The organism is Aurantiacibacter rhizosphaerae, from assembly GCF_009807005.1.
Lineage (GTDB): Bacteria > Pseudomonadota > Alphaproteobacteria > Sphingomonadales > Sphingomonadaceae > Alteraurantiacibacter > Alteraurantiacibacter rhizosphaerae.
Genome location: NZ_WUBR01000001.1, coordinates 899,297 through 916,892, shown reverse-complemented (window position 1 = coordinate 916,892; position 17,596 = coordinate 899,297). Strand labels below are relative to the sequence as shown.

15 protein-coding genes are annotated in these 17,596 nt (G+C 60.8%); 8 read left to right on the top strand and 7 right to left on the bottom strand.

The genetic code is table 11. The features are described 5' to 3' along the window. Window positions 1-3: 3 nt before the first annotated feature. Together GRF63_RS04315 and GRF63_RS04310 are read right to left on the bottom strand one after the other, a co-directional pair. On the bottom strand, window positions 4-744 hold the full coding sequence (locus tag GRF63_RS04315) for a cistern family PEP-CTERM protein (RefSeq protein WP_160484728.1): 741 nt from the start codon (window positions 742-744) through the stop codon (window positions 4-6). Window positions 745-925: 181 nt separating this feature from the next. Continuing rightward, on the bottom strand, window positions 926-1,198 hold the full coding sequence (locus tag GRF63_RS04310) for a UvrB/UvrC motif-containing protein (protein WP_160484727.1): 273 nt from the start codon (window positions 1,196-1,198) through the stop codon (window positions 926-928). Window positions 1,199-1,587: 389 nt separating this feature from the next. Here GRF63_RS04310 and GRF63_RS04305 point away from each other — a divergent pair, with 389 nt between their 5' ends. The 7 genes from GRF63_RS04305 to GRF63_RS04275 all read left to right on the top strand — a co-directional run bounded on the left by GRF63_RS04305 (window position 1,588) and on the right by GRF63_RS04275 (window position 11,249). Beyond that, the gene (locus tag GRF63_RS04305) at window positions 1,588-2,718 is read left to right on the top strand and encodes a porin (RefSeq protein WP_160484726.1); all 1,131 of its coding nucleotides are present in this window, start codon (window positions 1,588-1,590) and stop codon (window positions 2,716-2,718) included. A 185-nt stretch (window positions 2,719-2,903) separates the two neighbouring features. Further along, complete coding sequence (locus tag GRF63_RS04300; RefSeq protein ID WP_160484725.1) at window positions 2,904-4,646, top strand: sensor histidine kinase; 1,743 nt, start codon at window positions 2,904-2,906, stop codon at window positions 4,644-4,646. Next, window positions 4,643-5,998, top strand: coding sequence for a sigma-54-dependent transcriptional regulator (locus GRF63_RS04295; protein WP_160484724.1), 1,356 nt, complete (start codon window positions 4,643-4,645; stop codon window positions 5,996-5,998). Before GRF63_RS04300 ends, GRF63_RS04295 begins: the two co-directional genes overlap by 4 nt. Window positions 5,999-6,194: 196 nt before the next feature. After that, the gene (locus tag GRF63_RS04290; RefSeq protein WP_272914644.1) at window positions 6,195-7,256 is read left to right on the top strand and encodes a DctP family TRAP transporter solute-binding subunit; all 1,062 of its coding nucleotides are present in this window, start codon (window positions 6,195-6,197) and stop codon (window positions 7,254-7,256) included. Between the two features lie 95 nt (window positions 7,257-7,351). Further along, on the top strand, window positions 7,352-7,999 hold the full coding sequence (locus GRF63_RS04285; protein WP_160484723.1) for a TRAP transporter small permease: 648 nt from the start codon (window positions 7,352-7,354) through the stop codon (window positions 7,997-7,999). Next, on the top strand, window positions 7,992-9,500 hold the full coding sequence (locus GRF63_RS16505; RefSeq protein ID WP_237392273.1) for a TRAP transporter large permease: 1,509 nt from the start codon (window positions 7,992-7,994) through the stop codon (window positions 9,498-9,500). The genes GRF63_RS04285 and GRF63_RS16505 overlap by 8 nt, the downstream gene beginning before the upstream one ends. A 72-nt stretch (window positions 9,501-9,572) precedes the next feature. Next, window positions 9,573-11,249, top strand: coding sequence for an NAD-dependent malic enzyme (locus GRF63_RS04275; protein WP_160484722.1), 1,677 nt, complete (start codon window positions 9,573-9,575; stop codon window positions 11,247-11,249). A gap of 28 nt (window positions 11,250-11,277) precedes the next feature. On the opposite strand, the gene GRF63_RS04270 is transcribed toward GRF63_RS04275, so the two are convergent. Together GRF63_RS04270 and GRF63_RS04265 are read right to left on the bottom strand one after the other, a co-directional pair. Continuing rightward, on the bottom strand, window positions 11,278-13,593 hold the full coding sequence (locus GRF63_RS04270; RefSeq protein WP_160484721.1) for a bifunctional salicylyl-CoA 5-hydroxylase/oxidoreductase: 2,316 nt from the start codon (window positions 13,591-13,593) through the stop codon (window positions 11,278-11,280). A gap of 84 nt (window positions 13,594-13,677) precedes the next feature. Beyond that, the gene (locus GRF63_RS04265; protein ID WP_160484720.1) at window positions 13,678-14,193 is read right to left on the bottom strand and encodes a MarR family winged helix-turn-helix transcriptional regulator; all 516 of its coding nucleotides are present in this window, start codon (window positions 14,191-14,193) and stop codon (window positions 13,678-13,680) included. A gap of 122 nt (window positions 14,194-14,315) precedes the next feature. Here GRF63_RS04265 and GRF63_RS04260 point away from each other — a divergent pair, with 122 nt between their 5' ends. Beyond that, window positions 14,316-15,095, top strand: coding sequence for a cyclase family protein (locus GRF63_RS04260; protein WP_160484719.1), 780 nt, complete (start codon window positions 14,316-14,318; stop codon window positions 15,093-15,095). 28 nt (window positions 15,096-15,123) lie between these two features. Here GRF63_RS04260 and GRF63_RS04255 read toward each other — a convergent pair whose 3' ends face one another. From GRF63_RS04255 to GRF63_RS04245, 3 genes are read right to left on the bottom strand one after another with little or no spacing between them, the layout of a single operon-like run. Further along, entirely contained in the window at window positions 15,124-15,897 is a 774-nt protein-coding gene (locus tag GRF63_RS04255; RefSeq protein WP_160484718.1) for a Crp/Fnr family transcriptional regulator, read from the bottom strand. Between the two features lie 33 nt (window positions 15,898-15,930). Beyond that, on the bottom strand, window positions 15,931-16,776 hold the full coding sequence (locus tag GRF63_RS04250; RefSeq protein WP_160485377.1) for a sulfotransferase family protein: 846 nt from the start codon (window positions 16,774-16,776) through the stop codon (window positions 15,931-15,933). Next, window positions 16,776-17,534 carry a Crp/Fnr family transcriptional regulator gene (locus GRF63_RS04245; RefSeq protein WP_160484717.1) on the bottom strand — a complete coding sequence of 253 codons (759 nt, stop codon included), beginning with the start codon at window positions 17,532-17,534 and terminating at the stop codon, window positions 16,776-16,778. The genes GRF63_RS04250 and GRF63_RS04245 overlap by 1 nt, the downstream gene beginning before the upstream one ends. Window positions 17,535-17,596 lie beyond the last annotated feature (62 nt).

Genomic DNA, 17,596 nt, shown 5'->3' with positions numbered 1-17,596 from the left:
GGATCAGGCGAACGCCGGTTTGCCGCCCAAATCGCTGGCATTCCAGCGACCGGGGCGGCGCAGGAAACCAAGACCCAGCAGGACGAGGCCCAGGATCCAGACCATGCCGGGCGCGGGAACCTGCGTTCCGCTGCTCGATCCGCCGGTGGTGGAGGATGTAACCTGCTGCCCGCTGGCAGAGGTGACATCGCCCGCACCGCTGATACCCTGATAGCGCACGAAAAAGTCGCTCAGCGTAATTTCGCTGGGCGAGGAACCGAAGAACAGGGAAAGCGATCCGCTGCCCGTAGACCCTTCGGAAACGCCGCTGGAGTTGGAGCAGGACCCGCTGTTTGCCGCCTTGAAGCAGACATCCACCGCGCCAACCTGGTTGGGATATGACGGATCGCTGGCGCGGCCATCGGTTACGAAGCTGTAGTTGTATGCGCCATCGGAGGAGGCGCCCACGATATCGGGATCGACGTTGAATGCGAAGCTGGAGATCTTGGAGGCAACGCCGTCGCTGCTGGTGTTGTCCACCTTGTAACCGAAGGTGTAGGTCCCGCTGGTGATTTCCTCGAGCGTGAAGGTAATGGAGCCGGAAAGCCCGTCCACCGTGTTTGTGGAATTGTTGGCAAAGCCATCGAAATCGATGGTGAAGCTGGAGTCGATATCGCTGCTGTCCATCGTGATCGGTCCGGCAGCGGCCGGTGTTGCATAGGCCAGGGCAGCACAGGCCAGTACTGCGGTGGTAAGTTTGTTCACGATCCCAAGTACCCTCAAAAAATTTGGATACCGAGAATTACGCAATCTTCGTGCCAGTCCCTGAAATCCGCGACACACGATGGTTAATGACGGCAGTCGCGGGATTAACTTGTCAAAATTCCCGACGCGTCTTCGCAGTGACCGCGAATGCAGATTTGCGCACCCGCGGTGATTGCGCCCCCTATTTACGCTTTCGGCCCGACGTCATCGGATCGGGCTTTTGCGGCGGTTTCCATCCTGCCGGTCGAATGGGCTGCTGGCGGTTCGTGCCAAGTCCCATTGCGCCCGGTCGCTGGCGCGTCAGGTCTGAGGTGTCGGCCTGCTCCGCCTCTGCGGCAGACGCCCCGCCCCTGATCAGGTTGATACGGTCGCGGATCTGCTTTGCCTTCTCGAAATCGAGTTCACTTGCCGCAAGCTCCATCTCGCGCTGAAGGTCTTCGATGGTATGTGCCATGCTGTTGCAATGCGCGGGTCGGCATTTCGGCACCATCAGATACGATCTGCACCGTCTTCTCGCCTGCGTTTGGCGATGAGTGGCAGACGATGAAACAGCGGCTTTGTATGTGCTCTGATAGTGCCGACATCGGGCGATCGGCGCCTTGCGAATCGCAATGCTGCCCGCGCCTGCTCCTGACGATCTGCCGCCCCTTCACCCTCTGGTGCGGCCTCCGCGATGCGCTCTGCTACGCGAATAACACGCCCAAACAGTGCGCCGTGTAACCCTTGCGAAACCCCGCCGCTGATCATCGCAATTTTCTGCGTCGCGGTGCCAGTTTCGCGATTGTCGGGACGGTGTTCCTGTCCTTCTGTCCCTCTCGTCAAAACAAAAACATTGGGAGAGAAATGATGATCAAGCTTCGTGCCGCAACCGCGGCTGTAATGTGCGGCGTGGCCTTTTGCGGCATTGCACAAGGTGCCTCAGCGCAGACCCTGCCCTCCGCAACGCAAGGCGCCGCCACATCGGAAACGCTGGACGAGGTCGCGGACCCAGTCGTGCCGCTCGACGATGAGTTCAAGGTGGACTTCTATGGCTCCATCCGCATCGGCCTGGACTATGTCGACGCCGGGACGGATGATGATGCGATCAACGGCCGCGACTTCCTCAGCCGCGTGGGCGTGAATGCCAAGAAGCGTATCGGAGACGGCGTGGCGCTGGTGGCCACGGTGGAATACGGCCTGCGCGCCGATAACCTGGTGGATCTGCAACAGAACGGCGATCCGACATTGCGCCTGGGCTATGTCGGCGTGCAATCGGAAAAATACGGCAGCCTCTATTATGGCTCCCAGACAATCGTCTTCCACCGCTTCGTGCGCAGTTCCTATTTCGGGGACGGGCTGGATTCGGTTCGGCTTGGCACCATCCGCGATGATGACATGCTGCAATATTACTATTCCACCGGCGGGCTGACCGTGGGCGCAGGCGTGCAGATGGAGCAGCAGGACGGCGACAGCTTCGACCAGTTCCAGATCGGTGCCGAATATGATTTCGATATCGCCAAGATCCAGGTCGCCGCGATCAAGGACAACCAGGGCACCGACAAGGGCACCCTCCTGGGCGTGCGCGGCTGGGTCTATCCGGCCAAGGGCCTGACGCTTTCAGCCTACCACCACCGCCAAAACGACGATTTCGACATCTATCGCGGGTCCACCGGCACCATCCGCCTGCGCGATGCTGCAACGGAAGGCCGGGTCGATGGCATTCCGAACTGCCCCGGTGAATCGCGCAGTGCCACCGGCGCCTATGCCAGCTATCGCACGGGGGATAACCAGATCCACGGTCGCTACGCCGTCGATTCATGCGACGTTTCGGGCGACGTGAACTCCTACAAGATCGAATATGTGCGCCATATCTCGCGCGATGCACGGCTGTGGCTGGGGTACGAAAAGCTCGACAATGATCCGCTTCGCGCGCCCTCATCTTCCAGCGGTGACAGCATGTCGCAGATGGAGCTTGGCGTCCGCTACGATTTCTAATGCCTCGCTGGGGTCGTACACCGCCGACAACTGGCGGCACCGGGCGCCGATCGGAAGAAAACAACAAAACCGATCGGCGCCACTATCCCGCATCACTTTCGCCGGATGCGGCAATCGACAGCTGGCCGTTTACCGGGCTATGTCCACCACAGGGCGCAGTGCCGTCCATGGTGAGGGGATGGCCTTTGGCATCAAGAGAGCCGCTTGGTTCTATATGGCGCAAACTGCTGGCGCGGCTTGCCGTGCTTGCAGGCGTGGTGGCGCTGGTGACCGTGGTAGCGGTGCAACTGGCGGAACGCAGCGCTGACGAGGAGCTTGACCGCGAACTGGCGCGGGCGACCGAGACCTACGCAACATCGCTGGAAGCCTGGCAGCAGCAATATTGGGCGCTGGCCGCGATCTATGCCGAAGACCCGGCCCTTCGCGATGCGAACTTCCTGAACGGGGATGCCCTTGCCTCCATCGGCTCCCGCTTGACCCGGTGGAACGGCGCCACGGGTTCGCAGGCAACGATGATCGTGCGCCCGGACGGCACTCTACTGGCAGGCTCTTTCTCCTCAACCGTGCCGGAAGGCGAAACCGCGATGCTGGGCACTGATATCCTGCGCACCGCCGCGAATGGCGGCCTTGGAAGGTCTTTCGTAACGTGGAGCAATGGCCAGCGCGGCTATGCCTTTGCCTTTGAAGTGGACACCGTGCCCGAGGCAGGAGCCGAAATCGTTGTCGTGATCGCGCCGCTTTCCGAACTGGAGCAATATCTGCAACTCCAGTCAGACACCGTGCTGGTTGCGGACAGGAGCGGCATCGTGGCCGTTGCCAACAGGCGCGATGCCATCGGCCGGCCGATTGACGAATTTGCGGGACCGCCGCAGGCCGGCAGGAAGGTGCCCTTCGCCCAGCGACAGTCGCGGCTGGTGAATTCGCGCAATGGCTGGACGCTCAGCGTGTCGCGATCATCCGAGGATGCCGTGCAATATGTTCGCCTGGTGGGCTGGCTTGCCGCAACCGGCACCAGCGCGCTGGCCCTGCTCGCCCTGCTGATCCTTTCGCGCCGCGCCGCCTATGTCGAGCGGCTGGCCCTGCAACGCAAGATGCGGACCGAGCTGGAAGAAACGGTGGACCGGCGCACCGCCGAAATGCGGGAGGCGAACAGGCATTTGCGGGAAGAAATCGCCCGCCGCCAGAAGATCGAGAAGGACCTGCGCGAAACCCATATCGAACTGACGCAGGCCGCCAAATTCGCATCCGTGGGGCAGATGTCCGCCGTGGTCAGCCATGAATTGAACCAGCCGCTTACCGCCATCAGGTCCAACGCCGAGCTGGCGCATGAATATCTGGACCGTGAAGACAATGATCTGGCGCGCAGCAAGATTTCCACCATCCTCGATATGCCCGACAGGATCGCCCGGCTTACGAAAAGGCTGCTCAACTTCTCTCGCCAGCCGCGCACCGATTCCTATCCGCTGGCCCTGTCCGTGCCGCTGGACGATGCCTTTGGCATCATGGAGCCGCGCATGCAGAAGGAGGATGCGATCTTCGATCTCGATGTGGCGCCTGACCTCTTCGTCATGGGCGGGCGCAACCGCCTGTCGCAGGTCTTCATCAATCTCATCGCGAATGCGCTGGATGCGTGCGCTTCGGCCGACATCCCTTGCCATATCGCAGTGCGATCACGGCGAGAGGACGGGATGATAGAATTGCAGTTCTCCGATAACGGCCCCGGCGTTTCGAAAGAGCAGGAGCCCCGCGTTTTCGAGGCGTTTTTCTCCACCAAGGAGCGTGGCAAAGGACTTGGCCTTGGACTATCCGTATCGGCCAAGATCGTATCGGAATTTGGCGGAGAATTGCTCTACCGTCCCGGAGAGAACGGCGGCGCGACGTTCATCATCGCCATGCCGGCACTGGCGCAGAAGGAGAATGTTGCATGACGACCCGTGCCGACGTGATTTTCGTGGATGACGACAAGGACGTGCGCGACACCACGATCGAAAGCCTTTCGCTGGCAGGGCACGAAGTCACCGCCTTTGCCAAGGCAGAGCGGGCGCTGGAGCGGATATCGCGCGATTTTACCGGCGTGATCGTGTCCGACATCCGCATGCCCGGCATGGACGGCATCCAGTTTCTGGAAGCGATACAGGAAATAGACGATGCGCTGCCCGTGATCCTGGTGACCGGCCACGGCGATGTGCCGCTGGCCGTGGCGGCGATGCAGAAGGGCGCTTTCGATTTCCTCGAAAAGCCGTTCTCCAATCAGGCTCTGCGTGAACGCGTTGCGCGGGCCTTGCAGTTTCGCAAGCTGCGGCTGGAAAACCGCGATCTGCGCGATACGCTGGAAGGCACCAATGATGCGCTGGACCGGCTGATGGTCGGCTCCTCGGAACTGATGCAGCAGGCGCGGGAACGCATCCGCATGCTGGCGGCCACCGATCTCGACGTTTTGCTGACGGGCGAAACAGGCACTGGGAAGGATCTTGCCGCCCGCATGCTGCACGATCTGTCCCCGCGATCGGGCCAGCCCTTCGTTGCCATAAACCTGGCGGTTCTGCCGGAGGAGAATATTGAGCACCTGCTGTTCGGGCATGAGGCTGATGCCTTTCCGGGCGCGAGCCGGGCACGCTATGGCAAGCTGGAGCATGCGCGCGGCGGGACGCTGTATCTTGACGAGGTCGGCTCGCTCTCCCCCGCCCTGCAAACCAAACTTCTGCGGCTGGTCGACACGCGCCGGTTCGAACGGGTCGGCTCCAACGAATCCATCGATCTTGATGCCCGCATCATCACCTCCACCAACCGGTCTCTGGCAGCGTTGACCGAAGCCGGAGAATTCCGGTCCGATCTCATGTATCGCTTTGCCGTCGCCACGGTGGAGATGCCGCCCCTGCGAGACCATGCGGAAGACGTGGCCGTATTGTTTCAACACCTGCTGCGCACCGTTGCCGCGCGGCATGGCGTGGATCAGTACCGCCGCCCCTCCGCCGATTACCTCGGCACGCTGGCGCAGCGCGAATGGCCCGGAAACGTGAGAGAGCTGCGCAACCTTGCCGAGCTGTATTTCGTCGGCATCGAGAAACCCGACGATAGCGAGGATTCATGCCAGCCGCGCGAAAGCCTGCAGGCGCGCATGGAAGCGGCGGAGCGCGATGCCATTGTCGATACGCTGATCCGCCACCGCGGCAATCTGAAAGCCAGCTATGAGGAGCTGGGCGTGTCACGAAAGACGCTTTACGAGAAGATGATTCGCCACAAGCTTCAGCGGGTCGATTTCACGGATGAGGCCGAGTGAACCACACGGCGGAGGCCCGGTGTTACGCTTTTCGCCCGCGCTGGCATGCCTGCTGGGAAGCCAGCGTTACACGCCGCCAATATTTCGCAGAAAATCGCCAGCGCAGCCCCCTTGGCCGATTGCCTTGATGCCATCCGTTCTCTTGATTGGCCTCACGCACTCAAATGCGAAAACATAAAAATTGGGAGATCCTGAAATGCGCAAACTCTATACCATTCCGCTCGTCAGCATGGTCAGCCTGGCGCTGGCCGCGTGCAACGTATCCTCGAACGACAACGCAGAATCCTCCGGCACCGCTGGCGGGGATGAGGTTGCCGCGAACGACGGCTGCGATCCGGGTGAGCAGGTGATCAAGTTCAGCCACGTTACCAACACCGACAAGCATCCCAAGGGCATTGCCGCCAGCCTGCTGCAGGAACGCATCAACACCGAGATGGACGGCCGCATGTGCATGGAAGTCTATCCGAATTCCATGCTGTATGATGATGACAAGGTGCTGGAAGCGATGCTGCTGGGCGACGTGCAGATGGCCGCGCCCTCGCTGTCGAAGTTCGAGAATTACACCACCAAGCTTCGCATCTTCAACTTCCCCTTCCTGTTCGACAATATCGACGCGGTTGACCGTTTCCAGGCATCGTCAGCCGGCCAGTCGCTGCTGAATTCGATGGAAGACAAGGGACTGCAAGGTCTTTCCTTCTGGCATTCCGGCATGAAGCAGCTTTCCGCCGACCGCCCGCTGATAGAGCCGACCGATGCCCGGGGCCTGAAATTCCGCGTCGAGAACTCGGATGTGCTGGTTGCCGTGTTCGATCAGCTTGGTGCCAATCCGCAAAAAATGTCCTTCAGCGAGGTTTACGGCGCGCTGCAGACAGGCGTGGTGGACGGGCAGGAGAATAGCTGGTCCAACATCTATGGCCAGAAGTTCTTCGAAGTGCAGGACGGCATCACCAACACCGATCACGGCGTGCTTGATTACATGGTCGTCACCAGCACGCGCTGGTGGGAAGGCCTGGACGAGAACGATCGCAACGATCTGGCACGCGTCCTTGCCGAGGTTTCGACCGAGCGCAACCAGGCCGTGAACCAGCTGGAAGAGGAAGCCCGCCAGGCCGTCGCCGATGCCGGCACCGAAATCCGCGAGCTGACGCCCGAACAGCGCCAGGCGTGGGTGGATGCACTGCGTCCCGTGTGGAAGCGTTTCACCCCCGATGTGGGTGCCGACACGGTGAAGGCCGCACAGGCCGCGAACCAGGGGTAACCATCCCTGCAATCGCCTGAGGCGCCGGGGCGCGCGAAATCACGCCGCCCCGGCCTCTTCGCAAGCACAACGTCCTTACGAGAGGATAATGTCCGATGTTCTATGAAATGGGTGAATCGCCAAGCCTGATCGGGCGCATCGAGCGCCTGTTCATCGCGGTGGTACTGGGCCTGATGACCGTCATCACCTTCGCCAATGTGATAGCCAGGTACGTCTTCAATTCCAACGTCCTGTGGGCGGTGGAAGCCACGGTGTACCTGTTTGCCTGGCTGGTGCTGATCGGTGCCGCGCACTGCGTGGCGATTACCGCGCATCTGGGCGTGGATGCCGCGGTCAACCTGCTGGGCAAAAGGGCCAAAAGCATTGCCGCCCTGCTCGCAGTCGCCGCGTGCCTTGCCTATACGATCCTGCTGCTGATCGGATCGTGGAACTACTGGTATCCCTTCGTAACAGACCTGTCGTTCCTTACGACGGAGGATGTTCCGATGATGCCCGGCTTTGGCTGGCTGGCGTTCATGAACGGCGGAGAACCTTACGAGAAGCTGCCACGCTTCATCCCCTATTTCGTGCTTCCCCTGTCGATGGTGCTGCTCACCATCCGCTGGACGATCTCGGCCATCGAGATCCTGAAGGGCAAGCGCACTTCGATCATCGCCAGCCACGAAGTCGTCGAGGAACTCGAAGATCGTGACGCGCATGTCGAAGGCACCGCCAATACGGCGAAGGAGACTACCAATGGCTGAAGTCCTTATACTGTTCGCCATGGTCATCGCCCTGCTGGTGCTGGGCGCACCGGTGGGTGTCTCGATTGGCCTGAGCTCAATCGTCTTCCTGCTGATCTATTCCAACGGATCGCTGACATCTGTCGCCAACACCTTGTTCGATGCCTTCCACGGGCACTACACCCTGCTGGCGATCCCCTTCTTCATCCTAGCCGCGGCATTCATGTCGACAGGCGGGGTGGCGCAGCGGATCATCCGGTTTGCCGTGGCCTGCGTGGGGCATCTGCCCGGCGGCCTAGCCATCGCAGGCGTGTTTGCCTGCATGCTGTTCGCCGCGCTTTCCGGCTCCTCCCCCGCCACCGTGGTGGCCGTCGGCTCCATCGTGATCGCGGGCATGACGCAGGTTGGCTATCCGAAGGAATTCGGCGCCGGCGTGGTGTGTAACGCAGGCACGCTGGGCATCCTGCTGCCGCCTTCCATCGTGATGGTGGTCTATGCCGCCACTGTCGATGTGTCGGTGGGCCGCATGTTCCTGGCAGGGGTCATCCCCGGCCTTATCGCAGGCGGCATGCTGATGGTGGCGATTTACGCCTATGCCCGCTGGAAGAAGCTGGCACGCGGTGAATGGGCCGGCTGGCGCGAGATCGGCAAATCGGGCGCGGATGCGTTCTGGGGCCTGATGCTGGTCGTGGTGGTGCTGGGCGGCATCTGGGGCGGCGTATTCACCCCGACAGAGGCTGCTGCAATGGCCGCCGTCTACGCCTTCGTGGTCGCCAATTTCATCTACCGGGACATGGGCCCGCTGAAGGCACCTTCCGCACACGGCAAGCCGGCAATGATCAAGGAACGCGCTGAGCATTCCGATACGCTGGCCATGAGTGGCGGTGCTGCCGTGCTTGGTGGGCCGAACTTGGGTGGTGGGACTGCTGCCCCCGTTGCTGACGATCCGGATCGCCCGATCTCCCTGCTGCGCAGGCCGCAGGCGCTTTTCACCGCGTGGTTCCACAAGGACACGCAGGAAGTGCTGTATGATGCGGGCAAGATCACCATCACGCTGATGTTCATCATCGCCAACGCGCTGATCCTGAAGCACGTGCTGACCGAAGAACAGCTGCCGCAGCACATCACGCAGGCCATGCTGGCCTGGGGCCTTGGCCCGCTGATGTTCCTGGTGGTGGTGAACCTGATCCTTCTGATCGGCGGACAGTTCATGGAACCATCGGGCCTGATCGTGATCGTGGCGCCACTAGTGTTCCCCATTGCCATGCAACTGGGCATCGATCCCATCCACCTGGGCATCATCATGGTGGTGAACATGGAGATCGGAATGATAACGCCGCCGGTGGGGCTGAACCTGTTCGTGACGTCGGGCGTCGCCAATATGTCGATGCTGGCGGTGGTGAAGGCCGCGCTGCCGTGGCTGGGCGTGCTGGTGATCTTCCTGATCATGGTCACCTACATCCCGATCCTTTCAACCTGGCTGCCCACGATGATGATGGGACCGGAAACCGTCATCCGCTGATCCGGCGTTATCGCCGGCCTTCGGGCCGGGAGTGCTTCCCTTCTTCCCACTCCCGGCCCGATTTTTACATAAATGGACCAAACGCCGATGCACGAGGCAAGCTTGACCAAGAACCCCGCAGACCCGCGCGCGATCCTGTCCGATCCGCTGCTGAACAAGGGCACGGCGTTCACGCAGGCAGAGCGGGACCGGCTGGGCCTGCACGGCCTCTTGCCCAGCCATGTCTCCACGATTTCAGGGCAGATAGATCGCCGCATCGCCGTGCTGCGCGCCTTTTCCACCCCGTTCGAGAAATACGCCTTCCTGCGCGATCTGCAGGACACCAATGAAACGCTGTTCTACGCCCTCTTGGCGCAGCACCGGGCAGAGCTGCTGCCGCTGGTCTATACGCCCACGGTGGGGGAGGCCTGCGTCCGCTTCAGCGAAATCTATCGCAGGCCGCGCGGACTGTTCCTGTCCTATCCGCTGAAAGGGCGGCTGCGCCAGATCCTGGCCGATTTGCCGTTCGAGGATGTGGAGGTCATCTGCGTTACCGATGGGGAGCGGATACTGGGCCTTGGCGATCAGGGCGCAGGCGGCATGGGCATACCGATCGGCAAGCTGTCGCTCTACACCGATTGCGCCGGTATCGATCCCGCGCGGACGCTGCCCATCCTGCTGGACACGGGCACCGACAACCAGGCGCGGCTGGAAAACCCGCTTTATGTTGGCTGGCGTAACCGGCGCGTGCGCGGGGCGGACTATGATGCCTTTATCGAGGAATTCGTGGAAGCCGTGCAAGAACGCTGGCCCGGCGCGCTGCTGCAATGGGAGGATTTCGCGGGGCCAAATGCGGTTGCCCTGCTGAGCCGTTATCGTGATCGGCTTCCATCCTTCAATGACGATATCCAAGGCACCGCCGCAACCGCGCTGGCAGCCATCCTTTCGGCAGAGCGGCTGGCCGGAATTAACCTCAGCCAGCACAAGATCCTGCTTTTCGGCGCGGGCGCAGCGGGCTGCGGCATCGCCAGCCTGCTGGTGGGAGAACTGGAAGCGCGCGGCCTTTCCCATGACGCGGCGCGTGGCTGCATCTACGGCGTGGACCGCGACGGCCTGATCATCGAAGGCGTCAACGTTGCCATACCGGGCCAGGCGCTGATCGCCCGGCCCGAAGCGGAGGCCGCTGAATGGCTGGCATCCGGCAAGGCCCCCGGTTTGATCGAGACGATCGAGCGCGCGCAGCCCGCCGTCCTGATCGGCACATCCGGCCAGTTCGGCGCATTTGATGAACCCGTAGTGCGCGCCATGGCGCAGCATCATGAACGCCCCATCATCCTGCCGCTGTCGAACCCCGGCACACGGTCAGAAGCGACCGCGGGCGATGTTCAGGCATGGTCCGATGGCCGGGCCATCATCGGCACAGGCAGCCCCTCGGAAGGCGGGGACGGCGCCGTGACGCAGGTCAACAACGTTTACATCTTTCCCGGCATCGGCCTTGGCGCGCTGGTTTCAGGCGCCACGCGCATTACAGAGGCGATGTTTGCCGAAGCCGCCAAGGCGCTGGCCTCCCTCAGATCCGAAGGGGGCAGCGATGCGCTGTTCCCGCCCAGCGAGCAGCTGGCCGACGTGGCGAACACCGTCGCTTTGTCCGTCTGCAAGGTGGCAGAACGTGACCTGGGCGCGACGCCCCCTGCCGATGGCTGGGAGAACGCCATTGCAAGGCGGCGCTGGGTTCCGGCATATCGTGATGACTTGCTGTCGGTAGAATAACCGCTCAAGTTCTTACGAAAGCGCCCGCCTACGCTCGCATGCTCTCTTCCATCTCCTGACGGCGACGCGCCAGTTGCCGCATCTGCGCCTGGCCCGGCGCATATGCGAAGGGCACTCGGAACGCCTTGCTCTGCGCCTCCGCCGCGGCGCGCGCTGTCCATGATGCATCACTGAGATGCGGCCGCCCGATGGCCACCAGATCGGCGCGGCCCGCGATAAGGATCGAATTGGCCTGATCGCGCTCCGTGATATTGCCAACAGCGATGGTGGGGATTTGCACTTCGTTGCGGATACGGTCAGCAAAGGGCGTTTGATACATGCGGCCGTAGACCGGCGTTGCATCGGGAGAGATTTCCCCGCTCGAAACGTCAACGATATCGACGCCTGCCGCCTTCAGCATGGTGGCGATTTCCACCGCGTCTTGCGGCTGGACACCAGCCTCGCCCATCCAGTCTGTTGCAGAAATGCGCACGGCGATGGGCTTTGACGCGGGCAAGGCTTCACGCACCGCCGCGATGATGCGCAGGGTAAGGCGCATCCGGTTTTCCAGAGAGCCGCCATAGTCATCGTCACGCTGGTTTAGCACCGGCGTGATGAAGCTGGACAGCAGGAAGCCGTGGCCCGCCTGTATCTCCACCATGTCGAAGCCCGCGTGATCGGCGCGGCGTGTGGCATCGGCGAAAGCTGTCACCACAGTATCGATTTCGGCCTGCGACATGGCCCGCGGAACGATGCCAGCGCGGCTCCATGGCGTTGCACTGGCAGATAGGATGTCCCACGGATCGTGCATCGGCACGTCGTACTGCGGGTTGTTCCAGTCCGGCACCTTGCAGGCCGCCCTCGGTCCTGCATGGCCCAGCTGGACACAGGTTTTCGCGCCGCCCTGTTCATGGATAGTGCGGTTGATCCGTGCCCAGCCCTCTATCTGGTCATCGTCCCACAGGCCGGGGCAAGCGGGAGTCGGGCGCCCCTCTGGCGAGACGGCCACCATTTCGCTCATCACAAGGCCAGCACCGCCCAGCCCGCGCGCGATGTAATGCGCGGTGTGGAAATCGGTGGTCCGCCCCTGCGGATCGCAATTGTAGGTCAGCATCGGGGCGACCACGATCCGGTTATCCAGCTGCAGCTTGCCCAGTTTATAGGGCAGGAACATGGGTTCGGTAGGCCGCTCGCCCGCCTCCTCTTCTGCAAACCAGCGTTCAACCTCGGCCAGCCATGCGCCGTCGCGCTGGCGCAGATTATCGTGGCTGATCCTCTGGCTGCGCGTCATCAGGGAATAGGTGAACTGCGGCAAATCGAAACCGAGGTAACGATCGAGAGTCTCGAACCACTCGGTGGAGTTGCGGGCGCTGTTCTGGATTTTCAGCACTTCCAGCTGGCGCACCTCCTGATATTCTTCCAGCGCGGCGGCCATTGTGGCGCGGTTGTCCAGGCCCGGCCGATCCAGAACCTCTGCCAGTTTCATGGCATCTTCCAGCGCCAGCTTCGTGCCCGAACCGATGGAGAAATGCGCCGTGTGGGCGGCATCGCCAAGCAACACGACATTGTCGAACGACCATGTATTGCAGAGCACGCGCGTGAAATTGATCCACGCCGCCGATCCGCGCAGGTGGCTGGCGTTGGTGAGCAAGGCATGGCCATCAAGGTGCCGGGCGAACACCTTCTCGCACACGGCAATCGATTCCTGCTGGCTCATGAGCTCAAAGCCGAAGGCGTCCCAGGTTTCCTGCGAACATTCGACGATGAACGTGGAGTGCGTATCGTCGAACCTGTAAGCATGCGCCCAGATCCAGCCGTGTTCGGTCTTTTCGAAAATGAAGGCAAAGGCATCGAACATCCGCGTGGTGCCCAGCCACATGAACTTGTTGGCACGCACCTGGATATCGGTGTCGAACCTGTCTTCATAGCGGTTGCGGATCTGGCTGTTCACACCATCGGCGGCGACCACCAGATCGTAATCAGACCATGGCTCCAGATCGCCATCGAACTGATATTCGAAATGCAGGTGGATACCCAGTTCACGGGCGCGTTCCTGCAGGATCACCAGCAGTTGCTTGCGACCGATGCCGATGAAGCCATGGCCGCCCGATGTCATGGAGCGATCGCCCACTGTAACCTCGATATCGTCCCAATGCGCGAAGCGATCGATAATTGTCTTGGCGCTGACGGCATCGTTCCTGGTGAGGTTTTCCAGCGTCTGGTCAGAGAAGACAACGCCCCAACCGAAGGTGTCTCCGGCCTTGTTGCGTTCGAACACGTGAATATCGTGCGAAGGCGCACGAAGCTTCATCGATATGGCGAAATAGAGGCCGGCCGGCCCCCCTCCCAGACATGCAATGCGCATTTCGCGTATCCTCTTTCAAAATTACTTCATGCTTAAAATATATAGACAGACCGGCACTGTTTCTGGCCTTTACAGGGCCGCGATTTATGCTGGGCTGGTTAGCTTGGTTTTCCTCGGCATGCCTTGAACCGCAGGTTCCTCAAGGTTGTCATGAAGCTGATCGAGCAACCTCAGAAGCGATGAGAGTTCTCTTTCGCTGAAGCCCTTGATCGCCTGCTGATAGAACGGCGCAGTGATCACGCGCGCCTCCTTCAACTTTGCCAGGCCAGCATCGGTCATGCCGATCTGCGTGACGCGCCGGTCGCTCTCGCTGGTAAAGGTGAGGACAAGGCCCGCACGCTTCATACGCTCTATCAGCCGGGTCAGCGTGGAGAGATTGATAAAGCACAATTCGGCCACCTTGGCCGCTGGAAGCGGCGATGTTTCGCCAAGGATCAGCAGCACGCGCCAGGCAAGAACCTCAAGGTCGATTTTGCGCAATTCCGCCTCGATCAGACGATTGTATCGGCTGGCCGTGCGGTTGAGCCGGTAGAAGGGATAATTCTCCACCTCGAACAATTCAGAGGCCGGATCACCGCGATCTTTCAGGGGCGTTGCCATGGCGCTCATCTCTCCAGAATTGCCGCTTGCGTAACCAAAACAACTTGCATATGCAAGCGTTATAACTTGCACACGCAAGTAAGTGAAACTTCCGCAATGCACCTGTTTGAAGGAGACCGGAAATGCCCGAAACCACCATCCTTTCAGAACTCGCCCGCACCATTCAGGGCGGCCAGGTGCAGGTGATCGACCTGACGCAGGTGTTGTGTGAAGACACGCCAACCCTGCAGCTTCCGCCGGAATTCGGGCAGGCCGCCGGGTTCACCCGCGAAGAAATCTCTCGCTATGACGAGCGCGGCGTTGCCTGGTATTGGAACAACTTCAGCGTGTGCGAACACACGGGCACGCATTTCGATGCCCCCGTCCATTGGGTCACCGGTAAGGATCTGGACGACAACACCGTTGATGTTCTGCCGGCAAAGCATTTCATCGCACCTGCCGTCGTTCTGGATTTCAGCCGCGAATGCGCCGAAAATCCCGATTTCCTGCTGACCGCGCAGCATATTCGCGACTGGGAAACTGAGCATGGGACGATCCCGGCCGGATGCTGGGTGTTCCTGCGCAGCGACTGGTCCAAGCGCGACACGCAGGCCTATTGTAATCGTGACGAGGATGGCGCCCACACACCCGGCCCGGCTACCGATGCGGTAGAACTGATGAACGCGCGCGATGTGCTGGGCTTCGGGGTGGAGACGATCGGCACCGATGCAGGCCAGGCGCATTTGCTGGAACCCGCCTATCCCGCGCACACCCTGTTGCATCAGGAGGGCCGCTATGGCCTGCAGTGCATGGAAAACCTCGACAAATTGCCGCCAACCGGCGCCGTGATCTTTGCCGCGCCGCTGAAGATTCGTGATGGATCGGGCAGTCCCTTGCGCGTTCTCGCCCTCGTCGCGGAGTGATCGCACAGGGGCCTTCTGCCTGGAAAGCCTAGTCCCAGTCCTCTTTCACCTTTAGCGGGCCGTCACCGTAGAGGTAATCCGGATCGAATTGGGCGTATTCCTTCAATGCGTCCCAATCGTTCGTATAAAGGTCGCCCCGGCGAATTTCCGCAATGCCGAGATCGCGCAGCTTCCCCACGGCGCGGTTGGCATGGATCGCGCTTACCCCGCACATATCGGCCATGTCGAACTGCGTGAAGGGTGTGCGCAGCGCGCGAGTAACTTCCCGGCCGACAAGGTTCAGACGCGTGTATAATTCCGAATAGAGATGCGCGATCCGGCGCGGCGCGTCGAGCTGTTCCAGCGTCTGGATCCACTTGCGATGGATCGCAGCGTCCAGCAACGTGGCAAACCACATCGCCCGCGCCACGCCGGGCCGATCCCGCATCACCGTGCGCAAGGTTTCATGGCTCACGCAGCCAACCTTCACCTGGCCTGCGGCATCGATATTGTGGTCCAGGCGTTTCAGGGCAAACCCGTGCAGATCGACGAAATCTCCCGGCACGTGCACGCCGGTGATGAAGCGCTTGTTCCTGATCTCAATGGTGCGAAAAATATAACCTTCGATCAGGATCGTGCTGCGATCCGTTTTCGTGCCGCGGGCAAGAAGACGCGCGCCATCCTCGTGCGTTTCCACGTTTTCGACGAGTTCTTCTATGTAAGTAAGGTCATCAAGGCTGAGATTGCGTCGCAGTCTTCCGGCCAGAAAATCGCCGGTAAGAGGGAAGCGACCGAGCCTGACGTCTCCTGTCTTTGCGTCCATGACAGGCGATTAAGCAAAGCCATCAAGCCGCGTCTATTGACGGATGTTAGCTTTCTGTTCTTTTTGGGGCCCCGGATCGATATTTCTGGAATCTATGGCTGGCAGGGCATTTTTGACCGTGTCGCGCACGCTCCGCAACGGGTGCTGGCAGACAGGCTGGAAGGCATTACAAGTCCCGCCCGGCATGTAACCCCACCGCGTCATGCGCCTGCTTAAATGCGCGTCGATCCCTGTGGGGACGCTGTAGCGCCCATTTCCATCGATGATCTCAATATCCGCCGCCTGATCGGGCAGCGATAGAAAGCCGAACACCCCGCGTCGCACCGCATCGGCGTTCGCGACCAGATCCTCGTATCTCAGCACAAGGGCCGAATGCAGATAGGGCAGGTCAGCGGCCATGATGTCATAGGCATCAAGCGCATAACGGACGAGGTCCTGCGGATCTGTATCAACCCACTTGGCAAGCGCAGCGGCCATGATCTGCGGATGGCGCAGGATCACGATGAACTGCGATGTGGGGAATAGCTGCTGATACAGCCGCATCCTGGTGAGATTGACGGGCGATTTCTCGATCCACCATGGTTTGTCCTGCGCGAACCAAGGCTCCCAATCAGCGAGAAGGCGCATCCTTGTTTCCAGGGTGTTGTACGCAGACAACTCGGTATGATGCTGATCGGGATCGGTCGCGAACTGGCCCGGCTGGCCGTGGAGCGCGGTATGCGCGATCGCGCCTTGCAAATAGCATCCCTCGTTTTCCGGTACGGGTGAACCCTCTATCGCCGAAACATGCGGGTGCGCCGCCAGTATTCGTGAAAGCAGGCTGGTTCCGGTGCGATGCAGACCGGCAATGAACACGAACCTGTTTGATCGAGGGTTCATCAAAGGTTTCGCAAGGAAAGCTTGCCTTCGCCGTACAGGTAATCCGGTGTAAAGTTGGCGTAAGCTTCGAGCTTCTGGCGATCGGGTATTCGCACCTCCCCACGCTGGAAATCGGCCAGGCCTTGCTTGCGCAGATCGGCAAGAGCGCGATTGGCATGGATGGGGGTGGCCCCGCACATGTCCGCGATATCGGCCTGTGTCAGCGGGGTTTCGAACCCGTCGGGAAAGGCAAGGCCAACCATTTCAAGCCGTGCCCAAATTTCTGCAAAGATATGGCCGATCCTCTTGGGCGCGGTCAGCTGTTCCAGCTTCATGATCCATTCGCGGTGCATCGCTGCATCCAGCAGGGTGGAAAACCAGAACAGCCGCGCAAGATGCGGTTTTTCATGCATGACAGTGTTGATCGCGGTGTGGGGGACCTGGGCAATCTTTGCGGGTCCGACACAATCGATGTTGTGATCTAGGCGCTTCAGCGCGAAACAGTGCAGGTCCACAAAGTCCCCCGGCACGTGAAAACTCACGCCATAGCGGCGGCCACCGCTTTCCAGAGTTCGCAGCATGAACCCATCCACAAGCATGGTGGATGAATCGCACATGTCGCCTCGCGAAATCAGGCGATGCCCGTCTTTGAATGACTGTACATCGCCGGCCAGAGCCTCAAGCTCGTCCTTTTCCGCCTCGCTCATGTCATGCCTGAGACGTCCGGTCAGGAAGAGCCCGGTCTTTGGATATCTTTCGAGTTCGCTTCGGGCGTTCATCGCTTCTCCTTGCGCAATCATCAAATGCAGTAACCCCGGCTCCGGTCAACCCGCGGAATGAA